The organism is Glycomyces sp. L485 (assembly GCF_022548875.1).
In the GTDB taxonomy this organism is placed as follows: Bacteria; Actinomycetota; Actinomycetes; order Mycobacteriales; family Micromonosporaceae; genus Glycomyces.
Genome location: NZ_JAKZEW010000027.1, coordinates 18,487 through 35,140, shown reverse-complemented (window position 1 = coordinate 35,140; position 16,654 = coordinate 18,487). Strand labels below are relative to the sequence as shown.

Here is a 16,654-nt window from a genome sequence, read left to right as displayed (position 1 = left end):
AGCTTATCCCGCGAGGGCGCGGACGGCTTCGACGCCTAGGGCGAGGCCGAGGACGATGAAGATCACGGCCGCTCCCCAGCGGATGAAGCGCTCGGGGATGCGCGCGGCGATCCAGGCGCCGGCGAAGACTGCGAGGAGGTCTGCGGCGACCATGCCGGCGGTGGCGCCGAGCCAGACGCCCCACGGGTTGTACTGGCTGCCGAGGCCGATGGCGAAGAGCATGGTCTTGTCGCCGATCTCGGCGAGGATGACGGCGCCGACGACGGTGAGGAGGCCGGACTTGCGCTCTTTGATCTCGTGTTGCTCCTCGTCCTCGGGGCGCAGGCTCCAGAGGCCGAAGGCGATGAAGAGGACGGCGGCGCCGAGTTTGATCCAGTCGGTGGGCAGCAGGCTGCCGACGGTGGTGCCGATGCCGACGGACACGCCGAAGAGGATCGCGGTGGCGATGACGAGTCCGGCGACGACGGAGCTGAGCTTGTACCGTGCGGCGAGGGAAAGAGCCATGAGCTGGCTCTTGTCGCCCATCTCGCCGAGGAAGACGACGCCGAAGCTGAGCGCGGCGGCGGTGAAGAAGACGTCCATCGGGGGTTGATCCTCCCAGTTCGGGCCGGGAGAAGGCGGCGTCGACCTCGACCCGGCGCATTGCCTTGGTCGAAGGTCTCGCTCGCCCCGGTACCGAGGCCGCGCGGCCGGGCTCGGGAGCCAGTGTGTCGACCGCGGCGTTGGGAGCTACTCCCCTTCTGCGCAGTCGACTATACGTCGCCGCGGGGCGCGGCGGCACCGACCGGCTCTGGCGGTGACGCGCGATGCCCGAGCAGGCGGGTCACGGCGATCGGCCCGGCGAGGGCGATGGCGACGGCCAGCGCGGTCGGGACTATGAGTGCGACGGTGAGGCCGGTGGCCTCGGCGAGGAGTCCGACGACGGCCGGGCACAGCAGATAGGCGGCGGAGCCGCACATGCTCATGGCGGCGAGGTCCGATCCGGTGCCGCCCGCGGCGCCGATGGCGCTGAACATGACGGGCATGAGCACGGCGGAGCCGATGCCGGCGAGGGCCCAGCCGGTCCAGGACAGCGCGAGACCGCCGAACGAGGCGGAGGCGATGACGAGGAGGTAGCCGGTGAGGGCGAGGGCTCCGGCGAGGAGCAGGGACCTTTGAGGGCCGAGGCGTCCGCGGATCGGGTCGCCGACGAGGCGGAGGACGGTCATGGCGACGAGGAAGACGGTGTAGGACAGGGGCGCGTGGGAGTCGGCGGCCCCGAGGACGCGGGCGGCGTGGAGATTGGCCCAGTCTGCGGCGCCGGCTTCGACGAAGGCGGCGCTGAAGACGATCGCGGCCGACCCGGCCAGGAGGATGAGGCCGATGCGGACGGGTCGGCCGTCAAGGTGGGTGCCGTTCGCGATCGGTTCGGGGGCTTCGAGGAGCGGGATGGTGAAGCAGGCGAAGACGATCGCGGCGGCGACGGCGGTGCCGGTCAGGAGGGCCCGGTAGTCGACGCCGAGGCTGAAGACGAGGATCGCGAGGGCTCCGGCGGCGGCACCGCCGAGGCTCCAGAAGCCGTGGAAGGAGGACACGATGGGGCGTCCGTAGCGGCGTTCGAGCTCCACCGATTGCGCCTGCATGGAGACCTCCACGAAGCCGAGGCCGATGCCATAGACCACGGCGCACGCCAGGAGCGTCTCGTAGCTCGGCGCGAGTGCGGGGACGAACAGGAGCGCTTGGGCGGTGGTGCCGCCGTAGCGGATCACGGTTCGGCTGGAGACCTTGTCGCACAGCCGCCCGGCGGCGACCATGGCGGCGAGGCAGGCGATCTCGACGACGAGGAGTACGGCGCCGAATCGGGCCTCGCCGAGGTCGAGTCGCGCCTCGATCGAGGGGTAGGCGGCGGGCCAGGCGCCCATGACGAAGCCGGAGGTGGCGAAGCATCCGAAGACGCCGATCCTGGCGCGCCGCAACCGAACGGGGGTCATCGCACCAGGGTGGCCTCCGCGTTCCGGTCGGCGTCGTCCGGGGTGGTGCGGTTCAGCAGGCGGCGCAGGGTGATCGGGCCCGCGATCGCGATGAAGGCGGCGAGCAGGGCGGGGACCATGAGGCCACCGGTGAGGCCGGTGGCTTCGGCGATGTAGCCGATGGCGGCCGGGCCGAGCAGGAGGCCTGTCGAGCCGGACATGGAGATCAGCGCGATGTTCGACGGCGACCCGCCGGCCTCGCCGATGGCACTGAACAGGACCGGGACCATGATGGCGATGCCGCATCCGGCCAGGATCCAGCCGGTCCACGCCAGGGCGATGCCGCCGAAGCTGCCAGAGGCGAGGACCAGGGCGTAGCCGAGGGTGGCGGCCCATCCGGCCCACACCAGGGTGCGGCCGGGGCCGAGCCGGCCGCGGATGGGGTCGCCGAGGAGCCTGAAGACGGTCATGGCGCACGCGAAGACGGTGTACGACAGCGGGGCGAGCGCGTCGTCGGCGTCGAGGACGCGCGCGGCGTGGAGGTTGGCCCAGTCGATCGCGCCGGACTCGATGAGGTGTCCGCCGAGTCCGAGCAGGAACATCGCCGCGAGCAGGATCGCGCCGATGCTCACGGCCGGTGCGGGCGCACCGCCGGAGCCGCCGGCGTTTTGACCCGGGGGCGGCAGCAGCGGACGTGTGCACAGGGCGAACGCGGCGGCGGCGACGACTGCGGCGACGATCAGCATGGACTGGCTTCCCAGACCGAGGGTGAGACCGAGCGCGGTGAGCGCGCCGGCCAGCGCCCCGCCGAGGCTCCAGAAGCCGTGGAACGAGGAGATGACGGGGCGTCGGTAGTAGCGCTCCAGCTCGACCGAGTGGGCGTTGAGGCCGACCTCGGTGAAGCCGACGCCGACGCCGTAGAGCGCGCCGCATATCAGGAGCGCCGCGAAGTCCGGCGCGAGTGCGGGGGCGACGAGGAGCAGCTGCGAGGCGGGCCCGGTCCAGCGGAGGACGTTGCGCGTCGTGTGCCGGTCGGCCAACCGGCCGGCGAGGACCATGGTGGCCAGTCCGATGATCTGGACGAGGAGCAGCACGGTGCCGAGGCGCGCCTCGCCGAGGCCGAGGCGGGCGTCGACCGAGGGGAGCGCGGCGGCCCAGGCTCCCATGACGAAGCCCGAGGTGGCGAAGGCGCCGAAGACGCCGACTCTGGCTCGTCGCAGGGTGGTCGTGTCGGGATTCATGTCCGTCCTTGCAGCGCGAATTTTATGTTCTCGGTGAGAACATAACATGGTGGCTGCAATAATGCCACCCATGACGACGATGACGAGCGCCGACCTGCGGGTCCACAACCAGGTACGGCTGCTACGCGCCGTCCACGACGCCGCCGAGCCTCTGACCAGGGCCGCCGTAGCGCGCCGACTCGACATCGGCCGCAACACCGCCGCCGCGCTCGTCGGCGAACTGGAGGAGGCCGGGCTGCTTCACGAGGTCCCGGCCGAGGCGATGGGACGAGGGCGGCCGACGACGCTGCTGGTCCCCCACGAGGCCGGTCCGGTCGCCCTCGCCGCCGACATCCGCGAGGACTCCTGGACGTTGGCCCGGATCGCGCTCGGCGGCGAGCTGACGGTGGTCGACAGCGGCGACCACGACCGGACACCGGCGGTGTTCGCGCAGATCAAGGCCGCAGTCGACCAGCACGCCACGAAGCACCTCACGGCCCTGGGGATCGCCGTAGCCGGGCCGATCCGCGACGGCCGGTGGCTGCACATCGCGCACCTGGGCTGGAATGAGGTGGACCTCGACGAGCACATGGGAGCGGGCTGGCCGCCGACGAAGGTCGGCAACGACGCGAGGCTCGCCGGGCTGGCCGAGGCCCGGCGCGGAGCGCTGCGCGGGGCCGGGACGGCCCTGCACTTCCACATCGACTTCGACATCGGCGGCACGCTGCTGCTCGGCGGGGGCTCCCAGACCGGCGCGCACAACATCGCCGGCGAGTTCGGGCACATGCCGCTCACCGGCTCGCGCCTGCGGTGCATGTGCGGAGTCCAGGGGTGCTGGAGCCTCGACGTGGGCACGTACGCGTTGATGCGGCACTTCGGAAAGGAGCCGGGTTACGGGGCGGGGCGCGAATTCGCCCGGGAGGTGCTGGCGCGGGCCGCCCGTGGCGAGCCCGAGGCGGCCAGAGCGGTCGATGAGAACGCCGCGGCACTGGGAAGGGGCCTGGGTGCGCTCGCGAACGCGCTCGACCCGGAGGCGATCAGCCTCTCAGGGCTCGGCATCGACCTGCTCCGTTTGCGCCGCGGCCTGGTCGAGCAGGCGTGCCGATCCGGACTGATGGAGTTCCGGCGAGGCGAGCCGCCGCGTATCGCGGAGGGGACCGTCGGCGAGATCGGCCCCCTGCGAGGGGCGGCCGAGATCGCCTTCGACGCGGTCCTCACTTCGGATTGGCTGAAGCGGCGGCTCTGACCTTCGCCGTCACCGACCGCGGCGCTCGTCCTCGTCGCCGCCCTGGAGCTTCTCCTTGGCTTCATGGGCGGCTCGAGTGGCCTTGTCTCTCGCACCGTGGGCGGCCTCCTTGGCCTCCCCGGCCATCTGCTCGCGCTGGCCTTCGGCTTCGAGCTCCTCGTCGTCGGTCGCCTCGCCGACCTTCTTCTTGGCCTTGCCCTTCGCCTGCTGGGCCTTGTCCTTAGCCTTGTCGAAAGCGCTCATGGCCTCCTCCTCGCACATCGGTGGTGGAGACCGGGGTACCCGCTGAGCGCCGCGGCAATCGAGAAAGGGCCGGGCGCAAGCCCGGCCCCCAATACTCGCCGCTCTACAGGCCGCCCTCTAGGTGGTAGTAGACCTGGTTCCAGCGCAGCCGCTCCTTGAAGTCGCGCGCGGTGGTGCCCTCGCCGATCGTCACCAGCTCGATGCCGGCGATCTCCGCGAAGTCCTCCATGACCTCGCGGCCGAACGCCTGCGTGAAGCTCGTGTGGTGCGGGCCCCCGGCGGTCAGCCACGACTCGGCCGACGTCTCCAGGTCCGGCTTCGGCTCCCATACGGCGCGCGCCACCGGGAGATTCGGCAGGTCCTGCTCCGGCTCGACCGTGTCGGCCTCGTTGGCGACCAGGCGCAGACGGGTGCCCAGGTCCATCAGACCGACCATGTACGCCGGCCCGGGCGGGGCGGTGAAGACCAGGCGCACCGGGTCCTCCTTGCCGCCGATGCCCAGCGGGTGGATCTCGCACCTCGGCTTGGCCGCGGCGATCGTCGGGCACACTTCGAGCATGTGCGCGCCGAGGATCTGCGGGGACTCCGCGCCCAGGTTGTAGGTGTAGTCCTCCATGAAGGACGTGCCGCCTTCGAGGCCTTCGGCCATGACCTTCATCAGGCGCACCAGGACGGCGGTCTTCCAGTCGCCCTCGCCGCCGAAGCCGTAGCCCTCGGCCATGAGGCGCTGCACCGCGATGCCCGGCAGCTGCTTCAGCGTCCCCAGGTCCTCGAAGGTGTCGGTGAAAGCCTTCGCGCCGTGCTCCTCCAGGATGGAGCGCAGCCCCAGCTCGATACGGGCGGCGTCGCGCAGCGACTCGTGGCGCTCGCCGCCGGCGCGCAGCTCGGACACCACGTCGTAGGCCGATTCGTACTCGGCGACGAGGCCGTCGACGGCCTTGTCCTCGATCTGCGCGACCCGCTCGGCCAGTTCGACGACACCGTAGGTGTTGACCTCGACGCCGAGCTTGATCTGCGCCTCGACCTTGTCGCCTTCGGTGACCCCGACCTGGCGCATGTTGTCGCCGAAGCGCACCAGCTTGAGGTTCTGGACCTCGTTCCAGCCGAGCGCGGCGCGTGCCCAGTTGCCGACGCGGGTCTGGACCTTCTCGTCCGCCCAGTGGCCCACGACCGTCTTGCGGTGGTGGCGCAGGCGGGTGAGCATGTACCCGAACTCCCGGTCGCCGTGGGCGGCCTGGTTCAGGTTCATGAAGTCCATGTCGATGTCGGCCCACGGCAGGTCGCGGTTGTGCTGGGTGTGCAGGTGCAGCAGCGGCTTCTGCAGGACCCCGAGCCCGGCGATCCACATCTTCGACGGCGAGAACGTGTGCATCCAGGCGATGACACCGATGCACTCGTCGCTCGAGTTCGCCTCCAGCAGCACCCGCCGGATCTCGTCAGGCGTGGTCAGCACCGGCTTGGCGACGATCCGCACCGGGACCGCCTCGGCCGCGTCGAGGCCGGCGACGATGTCGGCCGAGTTCTGCGCGACCTGGTCGATCGCCTCGGGTCCGTACAGGTGCTGGCTGCCGGTGACGAACCACAGTTCCTTCGCTTGCATTTAGTTCTCCTCAGAGGCCGGCTGCTGGCCGTAGACGTTCTGGTAGCGGTCGAAAAGGGCGTCGACGTGCGCCTGGGCGATCGGGACGGGTTCGCCGAGCTGGCGCGAGATGTGGACGGTGCGGGCCACGTCCTCGGCCATGACGGCGGCCTTGACCGCGGCCTTCGGGCCCTTGCCGATGGTGAACACGCCGTGGTTCTGCATGATGACCGCCGGGGACCGGTGCCCTTCGAGGGTCTCGACGATGCCCTTGCCGATCGCATCGGAGCCGATGAGCGCGAACGGACCCAGCGGGATCTCCCCGCCGAACTCGTCGGCCATCGCGGTGAGCACGCACGGGATCGGCTCAGCACGGGCGGCCCAGGCCGTCGCGTACGGACTGTGCGTGTGGACCACGCCGCCGACCTCGGGCATCCGCTGGTAGACGTAGTTGTGGCTCTCGGCATCCGAGGACGGCGCGAGGTCGCCGTCGAGGACCTTGCCCTCAAGGTCGGTCACGACCATCAGCTCCGGTGCGAGGTCGTCGTAGGACACGCCGGAGGGCTTGATGACGATCAGATCGGTCCCCGGCACCCGGCCGGAGACGTTCCCGCTGGTCCAGGTCACCAGGCCCCAGCGGAGGAGTTCGGCGTGCAGGTCGCACACCTCGGCCTTCATGGCCTCGACGGCCTCGGTCGTCTCGAACGTCATTTCGCGGCCTCCGTGGCGATCTTGTGGAGCTTGTGCAGGGCGGTGGAGCCGCCGCGGCCGAAGTGGTCGTGCAGTTCGGCGTAGATCGCGTACAGCTCGTCATAGGCGTCAGCGCGGGCCGGGTCAGGTGTGTAGGCGTTCCGCTCGACCTTGCCCATCGCCTCCGAGGCCGCGTAGATGTCCGGGTAGGCCCCCGCCGCGACCGCTGCGTGAATGGCCGAGCCCAGTGCCGGGCCCTGCTCGGAGGTGAGGACCGTGATCGGCAGGCGCAGCACGTCGGAGTAGGTCTGCATGAGCCACTTGTTCTTGAGCAAGCCGCCGGCCGCCACGAACTCCTCGATCGGGACACCCGACTCGACGAGCGTCTCGACGATCATGCGGGTGCCGAACGCGGTCGACTCGACCAGCGCCCGGTAGATCTCCTCGGGCCTGGTCTGGAGGCCGAGTCCGAGGATGACGCCGTGCAGGTCGTGGTCGACCAGGACCGAGCGGTTCCCCGAGTGCCAGTCGAGCGCGACGAGGCCGTGCTCGCCCACGGCCTGCTGCGAGGCCAGCTCGGTGAGGTACTCGTGGATCGAGATGCCGCGCTCCTCGGCGGCCGCCTGGTACTCGCCGGGCACGCCGTTCTTGGTGAACCAGGCGAAGATGTCGCCCACGCCGGACTGGCCGGCCTCGTAGCCCCACAGACCGGGGGTGATGCCGTCGCGGACGACACCGCACATGCCGGGGGCCTCGGTGAGGTTCTCACCGTTGACGACGTGGCAGGTGCTGGTGCCCATGATCGCGACCAGACGGCCGGGGCCGACGGCCTTGGCGCTGGCGGCGGTGACGTGGGCGTCGACGTTGCCAACCGCGACGGTGGTGCCCTCGTTCAGGCCGGTCCAGGCGGCGGCCTCGGCACTCAGGCCTCCGGCGCGGTCGCCCAGGGCCGAGAGCGGGAAGTCGATCTTGTCGCAGAAGTCCGCGAAACCGGGGTTGAGCGCCGCCAGGTACTCGCGGCCGGGCCGCTTGCCGTCCTGGTAGATGCCCTTGTAGCCGGCGGTGCAGACGTTGCGGTTCTCCTCGCCGGAGAGCTGCCACACGATCCAGTCGGCGGCCTCGATCCAGCGCTCGGCGCGCTCGTAGATCTCGGCGTCCTCCTCCAGGACCTGGAGGCCCTTGGCGAACTCCCACTCGCTGGAGATCTTGCCGCCGTAGCGGGCCAGCCAATCCTCGCCCATCTCGGCGGCGAGCGCGTTGATGCGGTCGGCCTGGGGCTGCGCGGCGTGGTGCTTCCACAGCTTCGGCCAGGCGTGGGGGCGGCCGGCGAACTCGTCGAGCTCGCACAGCGGGGTGCCGTCGACGGTGGTGGGCAGGACGGTGCAGGCGGTGAAGTCGGTCGAGACGCCGATGACCTGGTCAGCGGCCACTCCGGCCGCGGACAGGGCTTTGGGGACGGCATGGCGCAGCACGTCGCGCCAGTCGTCGGGGGACTGGAGAGCCCAGCTGCGGGGCAGTCGCTCATCGGTGCCCGGAAGTCGCTCTTCGATAGCGCCGTGGCGGTAGACGTGCTCGGCGCTGGCGAGCTCGCGCCCGTCGGCGACCGCCGCCACCACGACCCGGCCCGAGAGCGTTCCGAAGTCGATCCCGATAGCAACGGCATCGTTGTCGCTGCCGGTCATTTAGGCCTCCTCAGGGTGGTCCACAATTTCAGTTGACCGATCACACTGCCTGTATACGGCAGCATGTCGGTCAGTGCGCACAGGTGAATCACCCACAACCTAACGCATTCGCACGCGTCAGACCACAGCCGGATGGCCCCGTCCGGACAATGACCGCGCAGAACGGTCGGTTGTGAGGCGGCTAACGCCGCTGGGAGTGATGCGGTTGCCGCGCCCTCTCAGTGGTGCGGGAGGTGACCGGTGCTCCCAGAGTCGACCAAGGGCCGCAAGTCGCTCGGCAGGGCGTCGCGGACCTTGTCCATGACGCTGCCGGTGGTGGCGCGGCCGACGAGTTCGAGGACGACCCGGCTGTGGTAGATCGCAGAGGGCTCGTCGGTGTGCTCGCGCTGGGCGACCCGGTAGGCGAACTCGTCGAAGCCGAAGTGCTGGCCGGTGCCGCTCTTGTCCTCGGCCATGTAGCGGCGCAGGTGTTCGCCGATCTCCGGCGGCAGCTGCGAGGCGATCTTCTCCGCGAGGTGGTCGGGAAGTCGCTCCCCGAGCGTCTCCAACGTGGCGCGGGTGGCGCCCTCGGCCGCGCCGCGGCTCGGCAGGTGCGCCCGGTCCTGCACGTATCCGATGAACCTGTCGTGTTTCATAGCTCGCTCCCCCTCGTTGGACACGCGGTTGGGTACCCGGGTGCTCGGGCGGTTACACGCCCTCGCCCCGGGCGACGATTGGCTTCCGCCACAAGGGGTATCCAGCTGCGCAGAGCGCCCGGCCGCACACCGGCCGGAGCCGAGCACGGAAGGGAAGTCTCGATGAGCAAGCCCGCGCAGGAGGAGAAACCGCCCGGATACACCGCGAAGATGCGCCCCGAGCCCCGCGACGACATGCGCGGCTATGAGGGCCGCGGCCTGCTCGAGGACCGCAGGGCGCTGATCACCGGGGGCGACTCGGGGATCGGCCGGGCCGTCGCGGTCGCGTTCGCGAAGGAGGGCGCCGACGTCGCGATCGCCTACCTCGAAGAGCACTCGGACGCCGAGCGCACCGCCGAGCTGGTCGACGCCGAACAGCGCCGGTGCGCGCGGCTGCCGGGCGACCTGGGCTCCGCCGAGCACTGCGCGGCCGTCGTCGACCAGACGGTGCAGACCCTCGGCGGGCTCGACCTCCTCGTCAACAACGTCGCGACGCAGCAGCCGGTGGAGCGGCCCGAGGAGATCACCGACGAGCAGTGGCTGCGCACCTTCGAAGTGAACATGCACAGCTACTTCCGGGTGACCACGGCGGCGCTGGCCCACCTCGGCGCGGGCGACGCGATCATCAACACGTCCTCGGTCAACGGCCTGCGCGGCCACAAGGGCCTGATCGACTACTCGGCGACGAAGGGCGCCATCAACGCCTGGACCTACTCGATGGCGCAGGCGCTGGCGCCCAGAGGCATCCGCGTCAACTGCGTCGCACCGGGTCCGGTATGGACGCCGCTGATCCCCTCGACTCTCTCGGAGGACCACGTGGAGGGCTTCGGCGAGAACGTGCCGCTGGGGCGGCCCGCCGAACCCGACGAGCTCGCCCCCTCGTATGTGTTCCTGGCCTCGAACCAGCTGTCGTCGTTCTACACCGGGGAGATCCTGTCCGCGCTCGGCGGCGAGACCGTCCCCGGTTAGCCGCTAGCGGTGGACCAGGCGGCGCAGCCCGGAGCGCCGCCGGTGCGGCAGTTCGGCGGCGGCCGAGCGGACCGCGTCCCTGGCGTCACCGAAGCGCTGCTGGGCCTTGCGGCGGGTCTTCGCGGCCTTCATGTAGCGCTTCGTCGCCTTGCGGTGGTCACGGGCGATCTTGATGCCGATCATGGTCGCGGTCGTCGCCCCCGCGGCCGCGAAGGCGACCGTGAAGGGGTGGCGCCGCACCGGCCCGAGCGGCCCCGTGGCCGCGAGGCGCCGCGCCTTCGCCTCGTCGTCGATGCCGAACTTGTGGCGCAGCTCCACCACGTCCTGGTTGAGCGCCTCCCTCGTGTGCTCGGCGTCCTTGCGCAGCTCATAGGACGACTGGTGCTGGGCGGCCTCGGCGTCCGCCTCGGCCCGCGTCTCGGCCGATCCGCGGCCTTCTTCGTGCTCCGGCCTGGAGGGCCGGCCCACCCCCGGGGGCGGCTCCAGTCCGGCTCCCGGAGGGACCGCCGCGTTCGGTGGCACCGTCCATCCGCTCATCGTCTTGCCTCCATCCTTCCGTGCATCGCCGCGACGTCCTCGCGGGCGCGCTCCATGGTCTCGTCGGGGACCGGCGGGATCGCCCTCCGCAGCTTCGCTCTTGCGATCAAGGCGACGATCCCGGCCAGCGCGAGCAGTCCGACTCCGACGACCAGCGCCGAAAGCCACACCGGCCATACCAAGGAGAGCGCGGCCACGGCTGCGCCGCCGAGTCCCGCAGCGCCCAGGATCGCGATGACCGCGGCGACCGCGAACAGGCCGCCTCCGAGGGCGCCGCGCCTGGCCTTGTCGGTGACCTCGCGGGCGGCCAACTTGGCCTCGACCTTGGCGAGGTGCGCCACGTGGGTGGTCAGGTCGCCGACGAGCCGGGTGACGGAGCGGTCCCGTTCCTCCCATTCGCGTCGCCTCACGGTCGCTGGGTCTTTCTCGGTGGTTCGAAAGCTCATCGTCTCGGGGTCGTGTCGGACCTCCATGTCCTCACTCCTTCTCCGCCGTCTCTAGCTGCGCTCGAGCGCGCGCTGGAGCTCGGCCTTGTTCATCTTGGAGCGGCCCTTGACGTCCTTGCGGCGGGCGTCCTCGTAGAGCTGCTCCTTGGTGCGGCCCTGAGGACCCGTGCCTTTGCCGGAGCGTCTGCCTCCACGCTTGTAGGCCGACATGTCCTCGGTCGAGGTGCGGCTGGCCTTCTCGGTCTCACCCGCCTGCGCCCGCTGCTTGTTCACGGTGCGCGCGGCGATCTCCTCGGCGCGGTCCTCACTGCTGCCGCGCTCGACGGCCTGCCGTTTGATGTGCTTGTACTGCCGCTCTTCCTTCTTGCTCCAGCTCGGTCGCGGCATCGCCTCTCACCTCCATGCGGGCCCGATGCCCGCTTTCGGGCGCGAGCCCGTCGGGCGGTGGGTTCCCCCGCTGTGGAGAGGGAAACCTCGCTACGCGGCGACGTCCACGGTGTCGCGCGACCAGTGCCGGTGGCCGGCAGCTCGTTGGCCAGGGCCTCGAAGTACTCGTCGGGGACATTGTGGGCGGAGGTGCTGGAGATCACGGCGCCGCGAAGTCCGCTTCGACGCCGACGGCGGTCGCGATCACCGCCTTCATTTCGGTGTTCCCGCCTTCGCCGCGCCGCCGGCTCGGCGCGGCGCCACCCCGAACGCCTGCGCCGAGCCGGCGGCCCTTCCCCCTATCGGGATTCGGGTGCTAGTCCGGTTCCGAGACGGCGCTGACGACCTGCCCGACGACCGGTTCGGGGAGCGACCGGGCGACGTCGGCCTGCGCGATGATGCCGACGACGCGGCCGTCCTCGACGACGGGGATACGCCTGACCTGCTGCTCGGACATCTTCGCGAGGGTCAGGTCGGCGTCCTCGGCCACGTCGGCGGTGACGAGTGCGTGCTGCTGCGGCAGGTCGCCGATCTCGTACGTCTCCGGGTCGTAGCCGGCCGCCATGACCTGGATGGCCAGGTCCCGGTCGGTGACCAACCCCTTGATGCGGTCCTCGGCGTCGCAGATCGGCAGCGCGCCGATGTCGTGCTCGGCCATCATCCGAGCCGCGTTCGCGGCGGTGTCGTGGGTCTGGATGCAGTACGCGCTCGGATGCATGATGTCGCGTGCGGTGGCCATGGTGGAGCTCCTCCCGTCGGCTCTTGCGTTCAGGTCCTCGCTTCTCGACCCGTGGCTACCCGGCTCGTGCGGATGTATGCGGCGGGGAAACGGAACCGAGTCCTGATCCGTCCTAGGTCGGATACCCCTCGCTCCGGTCCGCCGGCGTCCGTCGCAGCACCAGGCCCAGCACGAGCATCGCCACGCCGAGGCCGACGTGCAGCCAGTCGTCGGCGGTGTTCATCGGCAGAAAGTTCGCCGCATCGGTCTTGTCGATGAAGAAGCCGTACACGCCGAGCACCAGATAGATCGTGCCGCCGCCGAGCAGGAACAACCTGGCGCCGCCGGTGAACCAGGACATGAACATGCCGACCAGGCCGAAGACCAGGTGGACGAGGTTGTGCAGGATCGAGACCTCGAAGATCCCCAGCAGCTTCGCGTCCGAGCCGGTGCCGGCGAACTCCATGCCGCCGAATCCGGTCGTTATCCCGGGCAGGAAGCCCAGCACCCCGACCAGCACGAACAGCATCGCCACGAGGATGGCCCCATCCTGGACGGGCGCGGTCTCGCGCTTCTTGACGTGGGCGTGCATGCCGTGGTGGTGTGCCTTCGCCATCGTCGTCGCCTCCTCAGTGAGCGGCGGCGACCCCATGGCTCGGGCCCCGGCGGGCACCGGTCGCCGCCGACGAGCGGGTACCCCGCCGGGCGCGCGCGACACCTGCACCGCAGTGCGGCGATGCAGTTTCACCCGCAACGTGCCGGGTAGCCCCGCTGAAAGGGCCGTAAGGCCGAAACCGCTCGCGAAGGGTCCCCGTCGTGACGACAATCGAAAGCCGGATCACCGACCTCGCCGAACTCGCCCAGCAGCTGCGCGCCGACGCGGTGCGCTGCTCGGCGCGGGCGGGCTCGGGACACCCGACGTCCTCCATGTCGGCCGCCGACCTCATGGCGGTGCTGCTCGCAAAGCACCTCAGATACGACTTCGCCGATCCGGGCCTGCCGGGCAACGACCGGCTCATCTTCTCCAAGGGGCACGCCTCGCCGCTGCTGTACGCCATGCTGCGCGCCGCCGGCGCCATCGACGAGGACGAGCTCCTGACGTACCGCAAGCTCGGCAGCACCCTCGAAGGCCACCCCACCCCGCGCCTGCCGTGGGTCGACGTCGCCACCGGCTCGCTCGGACAGGGGCTCCCCATCGGCGTCGGCATGGCCCTGGCCGGGCGGCGCCTCGCCGACGTGTCCTACCGCGTGTGGGTCCTGTGCGGCGACTCCGAGCTCGCCGAAGGGTCGATGTGGGAGGCCTTCGCGGCCGCCGCCTACGAAGGCCTGTCCAACCTGACCGCGGTCGTCGACGTGAACCGGCTCGGCCAGCGCGGCCCCACTCGCTACGGGTGGGACACCGGCTCGTACGCCGTGCAGATGCGGGCGTTCGGCTGGAACGCCATCGAGATCGACGGCCACGACACGGCCGCGATCGACCGGGCCTACACCGAGGCGGCCGAGACCCCCGACAGGCCGACGGCGATCCTTGCCCGCACCAAGAAGGGCAAGGGCGTGGCCGCCGTGGAGGACAAGGAGGGCAAGCACGGCAAGCCGCTGCCGGCTCCGGACGACGCGCTCGCCGAGCTCGGCGGGCCGAGGAACCTGAGGGTGCGCGTCGCCGAACCGGAGCCGCGCGGCACGCGGCCCGAGCGGCCCGGCCAGTCCGTCCACCTGCCCGAGTTCGACGTCGGATCCAAGGTCGCGACCCGCGACGCGTTCGGCAAGGCCCTGGCCGCTGTCGGCGAGGCCAGCCCCGACGTCGTCGTACTCGACGGCGAGGTCGCCGACTCGACGCGCACGAAGTTCTTCGCCGACGAGCACCCCGACCGGTTCTTCGAGTGCTACATCGCCGAGCAGCAGATGGTGGCGAACGCCGTGGGCATGCAGGCGCTGGGCTGGGTGCCTTACGCGGCGACGTTCGCGGCGTTCCTGACCCGCGCGCACGACTTCCTGCGGATGGCCGCGATCGGCAACGCCGACCTGCGGATCGTGGGCTCGCACGCGGGCGTGTCGATAGGTCGCGACGGGCCCAGCCAGATGGGCCTGGAGGACATCGCCATGATGCGGCCGCTGTGGCGCAGCGTCGTCCTGTACCCGTGCGACGCGAATCAGTGCGCGCACCTGACCTCCACGATGGCCGACCTTCCCGGCATCAGTTATCTGCGCACGACCAGGGGCGAGACACCGGTGATCTACAAGCCCGGGGAGCTGTTCCCGGTCGGCGGCAGCCGGATCCTCGCGGCCTCCAGGCACGACCGCGTCACCATCGTCGCGGCCGGGGTCACGGTCTCGGAGGCGCTGTCGGCCTCCGAGCGCCTGGCCGACCTCGGCATCCCGGCGCGAGTGATCGACGCCTACTCGATCAAGCCGATCGACACCTCGACGCTGCGGCAGGCCGCGGCCGACACCGGCCGGCTCCTCACCGTCGAGGACCACTGGCCCGTCGGCGGCCTGGGCGACGCGGTCATGGACGTCATATGCGGGCAGCTGCCGTCGATCCGGTTCGCCAAGCTGGGAGTGCGGGGCATGCCCGCGTCGGCGAGCCCGGCCGAGCAGTTGGCGGCCGCCGGGATCGACGCCGAGGCGATCGTGCACGCCGCGCAGCGCCTCGTGGCGTGAGCGAAGGCATAGATGCGGGAGGCGCGGGTACCCACAGGCAGCACTCGCAGCGGCCCGGCCAACGCACCGGGAGCGAGCGGGTCGAAGAGAGGAGCTGATGGATATGGCGACGGCGAGAGACATCATGCACCCGGGCGTGACCTGCGTCCGCAGTGATGACACCGCCGCGAACGCGGCGCGGATGATGGCCGAGATGAACGTCGGCTGCCTGCCGATCTGCGGCGCCGACGACAACAAGATCAAGGGCATGGTCACCGACCGCGACCTGGTGGTGAAGGTGATGGCCGCCGGGAAGGACCCCGAGAAGTACACGGTGGACCGGCTTCCGCAGGGGCACCTTATCCTGGCCGACGCCAACGAGGACGCCGACATCACCATCGCGAAGATGCGGGAGCACCAGATACACCGCATACCGGTGATCGACGATCACCGGCTGGTGGGCATCATCGCGCTCGCCGACGTGGCCCGCAGTCTGCCCGAGACGACCGTCGGCGAACTGGTGGAGTCGATCTCGGCGTGAGGTACTAGGAAACACCTACGGGCGCCGCGCGGAGGGGACGCGGCGCCCGTCGCCGTGTCCGGGGTCGGGCGCGGTGCCGCTCGCGTTCGCCGACGACTTCGGCGGCCTTGCGCAGGTCGACGAACGCGTCCCCGCGGCCGGGCTCGCGCAGACGCAGCACGGCGGAGGGGTGGACGGTGGCGAGGTGGGAGTGAGCGTGGCGTCATCGTCTTGCTCCTTCGTCGGGTGTTCCCGCAGTTCGGCGACGGGTACCCGGTACGGCGCCCGGTGGCGCCTCGCGTTTCGGGCCGGAGCCCGGGGGTACTTCCCGAACCGGAATATTCAGCCGCATGCCTGGGGGGACGTCATGCCGCACGAAAGTCAGGACCGAAATCTGATCAGGGTCATCACAGAGGACCATCGCCGAGTCGAGGAGGTGTTCACCGAGCTGGAGAACGACCGGGGCCATCTCGACGAGCGGAAGGCCCTGGTCGACCACGCCATCGCCGAGATGGAGCGCCATTTCGCCGCCGAGGAGCGGTTCGTCTACCCGGAGGTGTCCAAGAGACTGCCGGACGGCGACCGGCTGGTCGAACACGAGCTGACCGAGCATGGGCAGACCGAGGTGCTCATGCGCGGCCTTGAGGTCTTCGGACCGGAGCACCCGCATTTCGAGCAGAAGCTGCGCGAGCTGATCGAGAGCGCACGCCACCACGTCCGGGACGAGGAGGAGCACTTCCTGCCGAGGGTCGAGGAGGCCTGCTCCGAATCCGAGCTGGAGGAGCTGGGAGGGAAGATGCTGTGGGCCGAGGAGGTCTCACCGACCCGGCCGAATCCGCACGCCACCGAGAAGCTGCCGAAGGATCGCGTCCTCGATGCCGGACAGGGGTTCATCGACAAGATCCGGACGGCGCTGAACCAGCGGACCGGTTGAACCCGTCCGCACCTCTACGGGAAGGACGGGCATTCGCGGACTGCTGCGCCGATGCGGCGACGGGTCCTCGAGGGGACCGGTGAAGGCGGCGGGCCGCCGTGGGCCGGCAGTCGGAGGTCGAGCCCGAGTTCGGACGGCCCGCTCGGGGCCGGGGGGACGCCGTGAGCGTCCACGGCCCCGC

Annotated in this window: 18 protein-coding genes; 5 read left to right on the top strand and 13 right to left on the bottom strand. The window is 70.6% G+C overall.

The annotated features are described in order from the left end of the window. Nucleotides 1-3 precede the first annotated feature (3 nt). From L0U85_RS13865 to L0U85_RS13855, 3 genes are all read right to left on the bottom strand, one after another. The gene (locus L0U85_RS13865) at nt 4-582 is read right to left on the bottom strand and encodes a TMEM165/GDT1 family protein (RefSeq protein ID WP_241378353.1); all 579 of its coding nucleotides are present in this window, start codon (nt 580-582) and stop codon (nt 4-6) included. A 170-nt stretch (nt 583-752) separates the two neighbouring features. After that, nucleotides 753-1,970 carry an MFS transporter gene (locus L0U85_RS13860; protein WP_241378352.1) on the bottom strand — a complete coding sequence of 406 codons (1,218 nt, stop codon included), beginning with the start codon at nt 1,968-1,970 and terminating at the stop codon, nt 753-755. Beyond that, complete coding sequence (locus L0U85_RS13855) at nt 1,967-3,190, bottom strand: MFS transporter (RefSeq protein WP_241378351.1); 1,224 nt, start codon at nt 3,188-3,190, stop codon at nt 1,967-1,969. The genes L0U85_RS13860 and L0U85_RS13855 overlap by 4 nt, the downstream gene beginning before the upstream one ends. Before the next feature lie 70 nt (nt 3,191-3,260). On the opposite strand from L0U85_RS13855, the gene L0U85_RS13850 reads away from it, so the two are divergent. Beyond that, nucleotides 3,261-4,415: an ROK family transcriptional regulator gene (locus L0U85_RS13850; protein ID WP_241378350.1), complete on the top strand. Its 1,155-nt coding sequence runs from the start codon at nt 3,261-3,263 to the stop codon at nt 4,413-4,415. Nucleotides 4,416-4,424: 9 nt separating this feature from the next. On the opposite strand, the gene L0U85_RS13845 is transcribed toward L0U85_RS13850, so the two are convergent. The 5 genes from L0U85_RS13845 to L0U85_RS13825 all read right to left on the bottom strand — a co-directional run bounded on the left by L0U85_RS13845 (nt 4,425) and on the right by L0U85_RS13825 (nt 9,244). Further along, nucleotides 4,425-4,658 carry a CsbD family protein gene (locus L0U85_RS13845; protein WP_241378349.1) on the bottom strand — a complete coding sequence of 78 codons (234 nt, stop codon included), beginning with the start codon at nt 4,656-4,658 and terminating at the stop codon, nt 4,425-4,427. A 103-nt stretch (nt 4,659-4,761) separates the two neighbouring features. After that, nucleotides 4,762-6,258 carry an L-arabinose isomerase gene (araA, locus tag L0U85_RS13840; protein WP_241378348.1) on the bottom strand — a complete coding sequence of 499 codons (1,497 nt, stop codon included), beginning with the start codon at nt 6,256-6,258 and terminating at the stop codon, nt 4,762-4,764. Next, nucleotides 6,259-6,948: an L-ribulose-5-phosphate 4-epimerase gene (locus tag L0U85_RS13835; protein ID WP_241378347.1), complete on the bottom strand. Its 690-nt coding sequence runs from the start codon at nt 6,946-6,948 to the stop codon at nt 6,259-6,261. Continuing rightward, nucleotides 6,945-8,609 (bottom strand): ribulokinase, encoded by a 1,665-nt coding sequence (gene araB, locus L0U85_RS13830; protein WP_241378346.1) that lies wholly within the window; start codon nt 8,607-8,609, stop codon nt 6,945-6,947. The genes L0U85_RS13835 and araB overlap by 4 nt, the downstream gene beginning before the upstream one ends. Nucleotides 8,610-8,827: 218 nt before the next feature. Beyond that, on the bottom strand, nt 8,828-9,244 hold the full coding sequence (locus L0U85_RS13825) for a DUF2267 domain-containing protein (RefSeq protein WP_241378345.1): 417 nt from the start codon (nt 9,242-9,244) through the stop codon (nt 8,828-8,830). 162 nt (nt 9,245-9,406) lie between these two features. On the opposite strand from L0U85_RS13825, the gene L0U85_RS13820 reads away from it, so the two are divergent. After that, entirely contained in the window at nt 9,407-10,252 is an 846-nt protein-coding gene (locus tag L0U85_RS13820; RefSeq protein ID WP_241378344.1) for an SDR family oxidoreductase, read from the top strand. Nucleotides 10,253-10,255: 3 nt separating this feature from the next. Here L0U85_RS13820 and L0U85_RS13815 read toward each other — a convergent pair whose 3' ends face one another. The 5 genes from L0U85_RS13815 to L0U85_RS13795 form a co-directional block, all read right to left on the bottom strand. Beyond that, nucleotides 10,256-10,789 (bottom strand): hypothetical protein, encoded by a 534-nt coding sequence (locus tag L0U85_RS13815; protein ID WP_241378343.1) that lies wholly within the window; start codon nt 10,787-10,789, stop codon nt 10,256-10,258. After that, nucleotides 10,786-11,262: a phage holin family protein gene (locus tag L0U85_RS13810; protein ID WP_241378342.1), complete on the bottom strand. Its 477-nt coding sequence runs from the start codon at nt 11,260-11,262 to the stop codon at nt 10,786-10,788. The genes L0U85_RS13815 and L0U85_RS13810 overlap by 4 nt, the downstream gene beginning before the upstream one ends. Nucleotides 11,263-11,286: 24 nt before the next feature. Beyond that, nucleotides 11,287-11,622, bottom strand: coding sequence for a plasmid stabilization protein (locus L0U85_RS13805; protein ID WP_241378341.1), 336 nt, complete (start codon nt 11,620-11,622; stop codon nt 11,287-11,289). Between the two features lie 355 nt (nt 11,623-11,977). Further along, nucleotides 11,978-12,400 carry a CBS domain-containing protein gene (locus L0U85_RS13800; RefSeq protein WP_241378340.1) on the bottom strand — a complete coding sequence of 141 codons (423 nt, stop codon included), beginning with the start codon at nt 12,398-12,400 and terminating at the stop codon, nt 11,978-11,980. A 112-nt stretch (nt 12,401-12,512) separates the two neighbouring features. Then, nucleotides 12,513-12,995: a DUF4383 domain-containing protein gene (locus L0U85_RS13795; protein WP_241378339.1), complete on the bottom strand. Its 483-nt coding sequence runs from the start codon at nt 12,993-12,995 to the stop codon at nt 12,513-12,515. A gap of 200 nt (nt 12,996-13,195) precedes the next feature. Here L0U85_RS13795 and L0U85_RS13790 point away from each other — a divergent pair, with 200 nt between their 5' ends. From L0U85_RS13790 to L0U85_RS13780, 3 genes are all read left to right on the top strand, one after another. Beyond that, nucleotides 13,196-15,040, top strand: a complete 1,845-nt coding sequence (locus L0U85_RS13790; protein WP_241378338.1) for a transketolase — start codon at nt 13,196-13,198, stop codon at nt 15,038-15,040. Between the two features lie 103 nt (nt 15,041-15,143). Continuing rightward, complete coding sequence (locus L0U85_RS13785) at nt 15,144-15,560, top strand: CBS domain-containing protein (RefSeq protein ID WP_241378337.1); 417 nt, start codon at nt 15,144-15,146, stop codon at nt 15,558-15,560. Between the two features lie 346 nt (nt 15,561-15,906). Beyond that, on the top strand, nt 15,907-16,473 hold the full coding sequence (locus tag L0U85_RS13780) for a hemerythrin domain-containing protein (protein WP_241378336.1): 567 nt from the start codon (nt 15,907-15,909) through the stop codon (nt 16,471-16,473). Nucleotides 16,474-16,654 lie beyond the last annotated feature (181 nt).

What these genes read in the sequence shown, in the direction of transcription:
- L0U85_RS13865 (WP_241378353.1), bottom strand. Translation starts at nt 582, where the DNA reads ATGGACGTCTTCTTCACCGCCGCCGCGCTCAGCTTCGGCGTCGTCTTC.
- L0U85_RS13860 (WP_241378352.1), bottom strand. Translation starts at nt 1,970, where the DNA reads ATGACCCCCGTTCGGTTGCGGCGCGCCAGGATCGGCGTCTTCGGATGC.
- L0U85_RS13855 (WP_241378351.1), bottom strand. Translation starts at nt 3,190, where the DNA reads ATGAATCCCGACACGACCACCCTGCGACGAGCCAGAGTCGGCGTCTTC.
- L0U85_RS13850 (WP_241378350.1), top strand. Translation starts at nt 3,261, where the DNA reads ATGACGACGATGACGAGCGCCGACCTGCGGGTCCACAACCAGGTACGG.
- L0U85_RS13845 (WP_241378349.1), bottom strand. Translation starts at nt 4,658, where the DNA reads ATGAGCGCTTTCGACAAGGCTAAGGACAAGGCCCAGCAGGCGAAGGGC.
- araA (WP_241378348.1), bottom strand. Translation starts at nt 6,258, where the DNA reads ATGCAAGCGAAGGAACTGTGGTTCGTCACCGGCAGCCAGCACCTGTAC.
- L0U85_RS13835 (WP_241378347.1), bottom strand. Translation starts at nt 6,948, where the DNA reads ATGACGTTCGAGACGACCGAGGCCGTCGAGGCCATGAAGGCCGAGGTG.
- araB (WP_241378346.1), bottom strand. Translation starts at nt 8,609, where the DNA reads ATGACCGGCAGCGACAACGATGCCGTTGCTATCGGGATCGACTTCGGA.
- L0U85_RS13825 (WP_241378345.1), bottom strand. Translation starts at nt 9,244, where the DNA reads ATGAAACACGACAGGTTCATCGGATACGTGCAGGACCGGGCGCACCTG.
- L0U85_RS13820 (WP_241378344.1), top strand. Translation starts at nt 9,407, where the DNA reads ATGAGCAAGCCCGCGCAGGAGGAGAAACCGCCCGGATACACCGCGAAG.
- L0U85_RS13815 (WP_241378343.1), bottom strand. Translation starts at nt 10,789, where the DNA reads ATGAGCGGATGGACGGTGCCACCGAACGCGGCGGTCCCTCCGGGAGCC.
- L0U85_RS13810 (WP_241378342.1), bottom strand. Translation starts at nt 11,262, where the DNA reads ATGGAGGTCCGACACGACCCCGAGACGATGAGCTTTCGAACCACCGAG.
- L0U85_RS13805 (WP_241378341.1), bottom strand. Translation starts at nt 11,622, where the DNA reads ATGCCGCGACCGAGCTGGAGCAAGAAGGAAGAGCGGCAGTACAAGCAC.
- L0U85_RS13800 (WP_241378340.1), bottom strand. Translation starts at nt 12,400, where the DNA reads ATGGCCACCGCACGCGACATCATGCATCCGAGCGCGTACTGCATCCAG.
- L0U85_RS13795 (WP_241378339.1), bottom strand. Translation starts at nt 12,995, where the DNA reads ATGGCGAAGGCACACCACCACGGCATGCACGCCCACGTCAAGAAGCGC.
- L0U85_RS13785 (WP_241378337.1), top strand. Translation starts at nt 15,144, where the DNA reads ATGGCGACGGCGAGAGACATCATGCACCCGGGCGTGACCTGCGTCCGC.
- L0U85_RS13780 (WP_241378336.1), top strand. Translation starts at nt 15,907, where the DNA reads ATGCCGCACGAAAGTCAGGACCGAAATCTGATCAGGGTCATCACAGAG.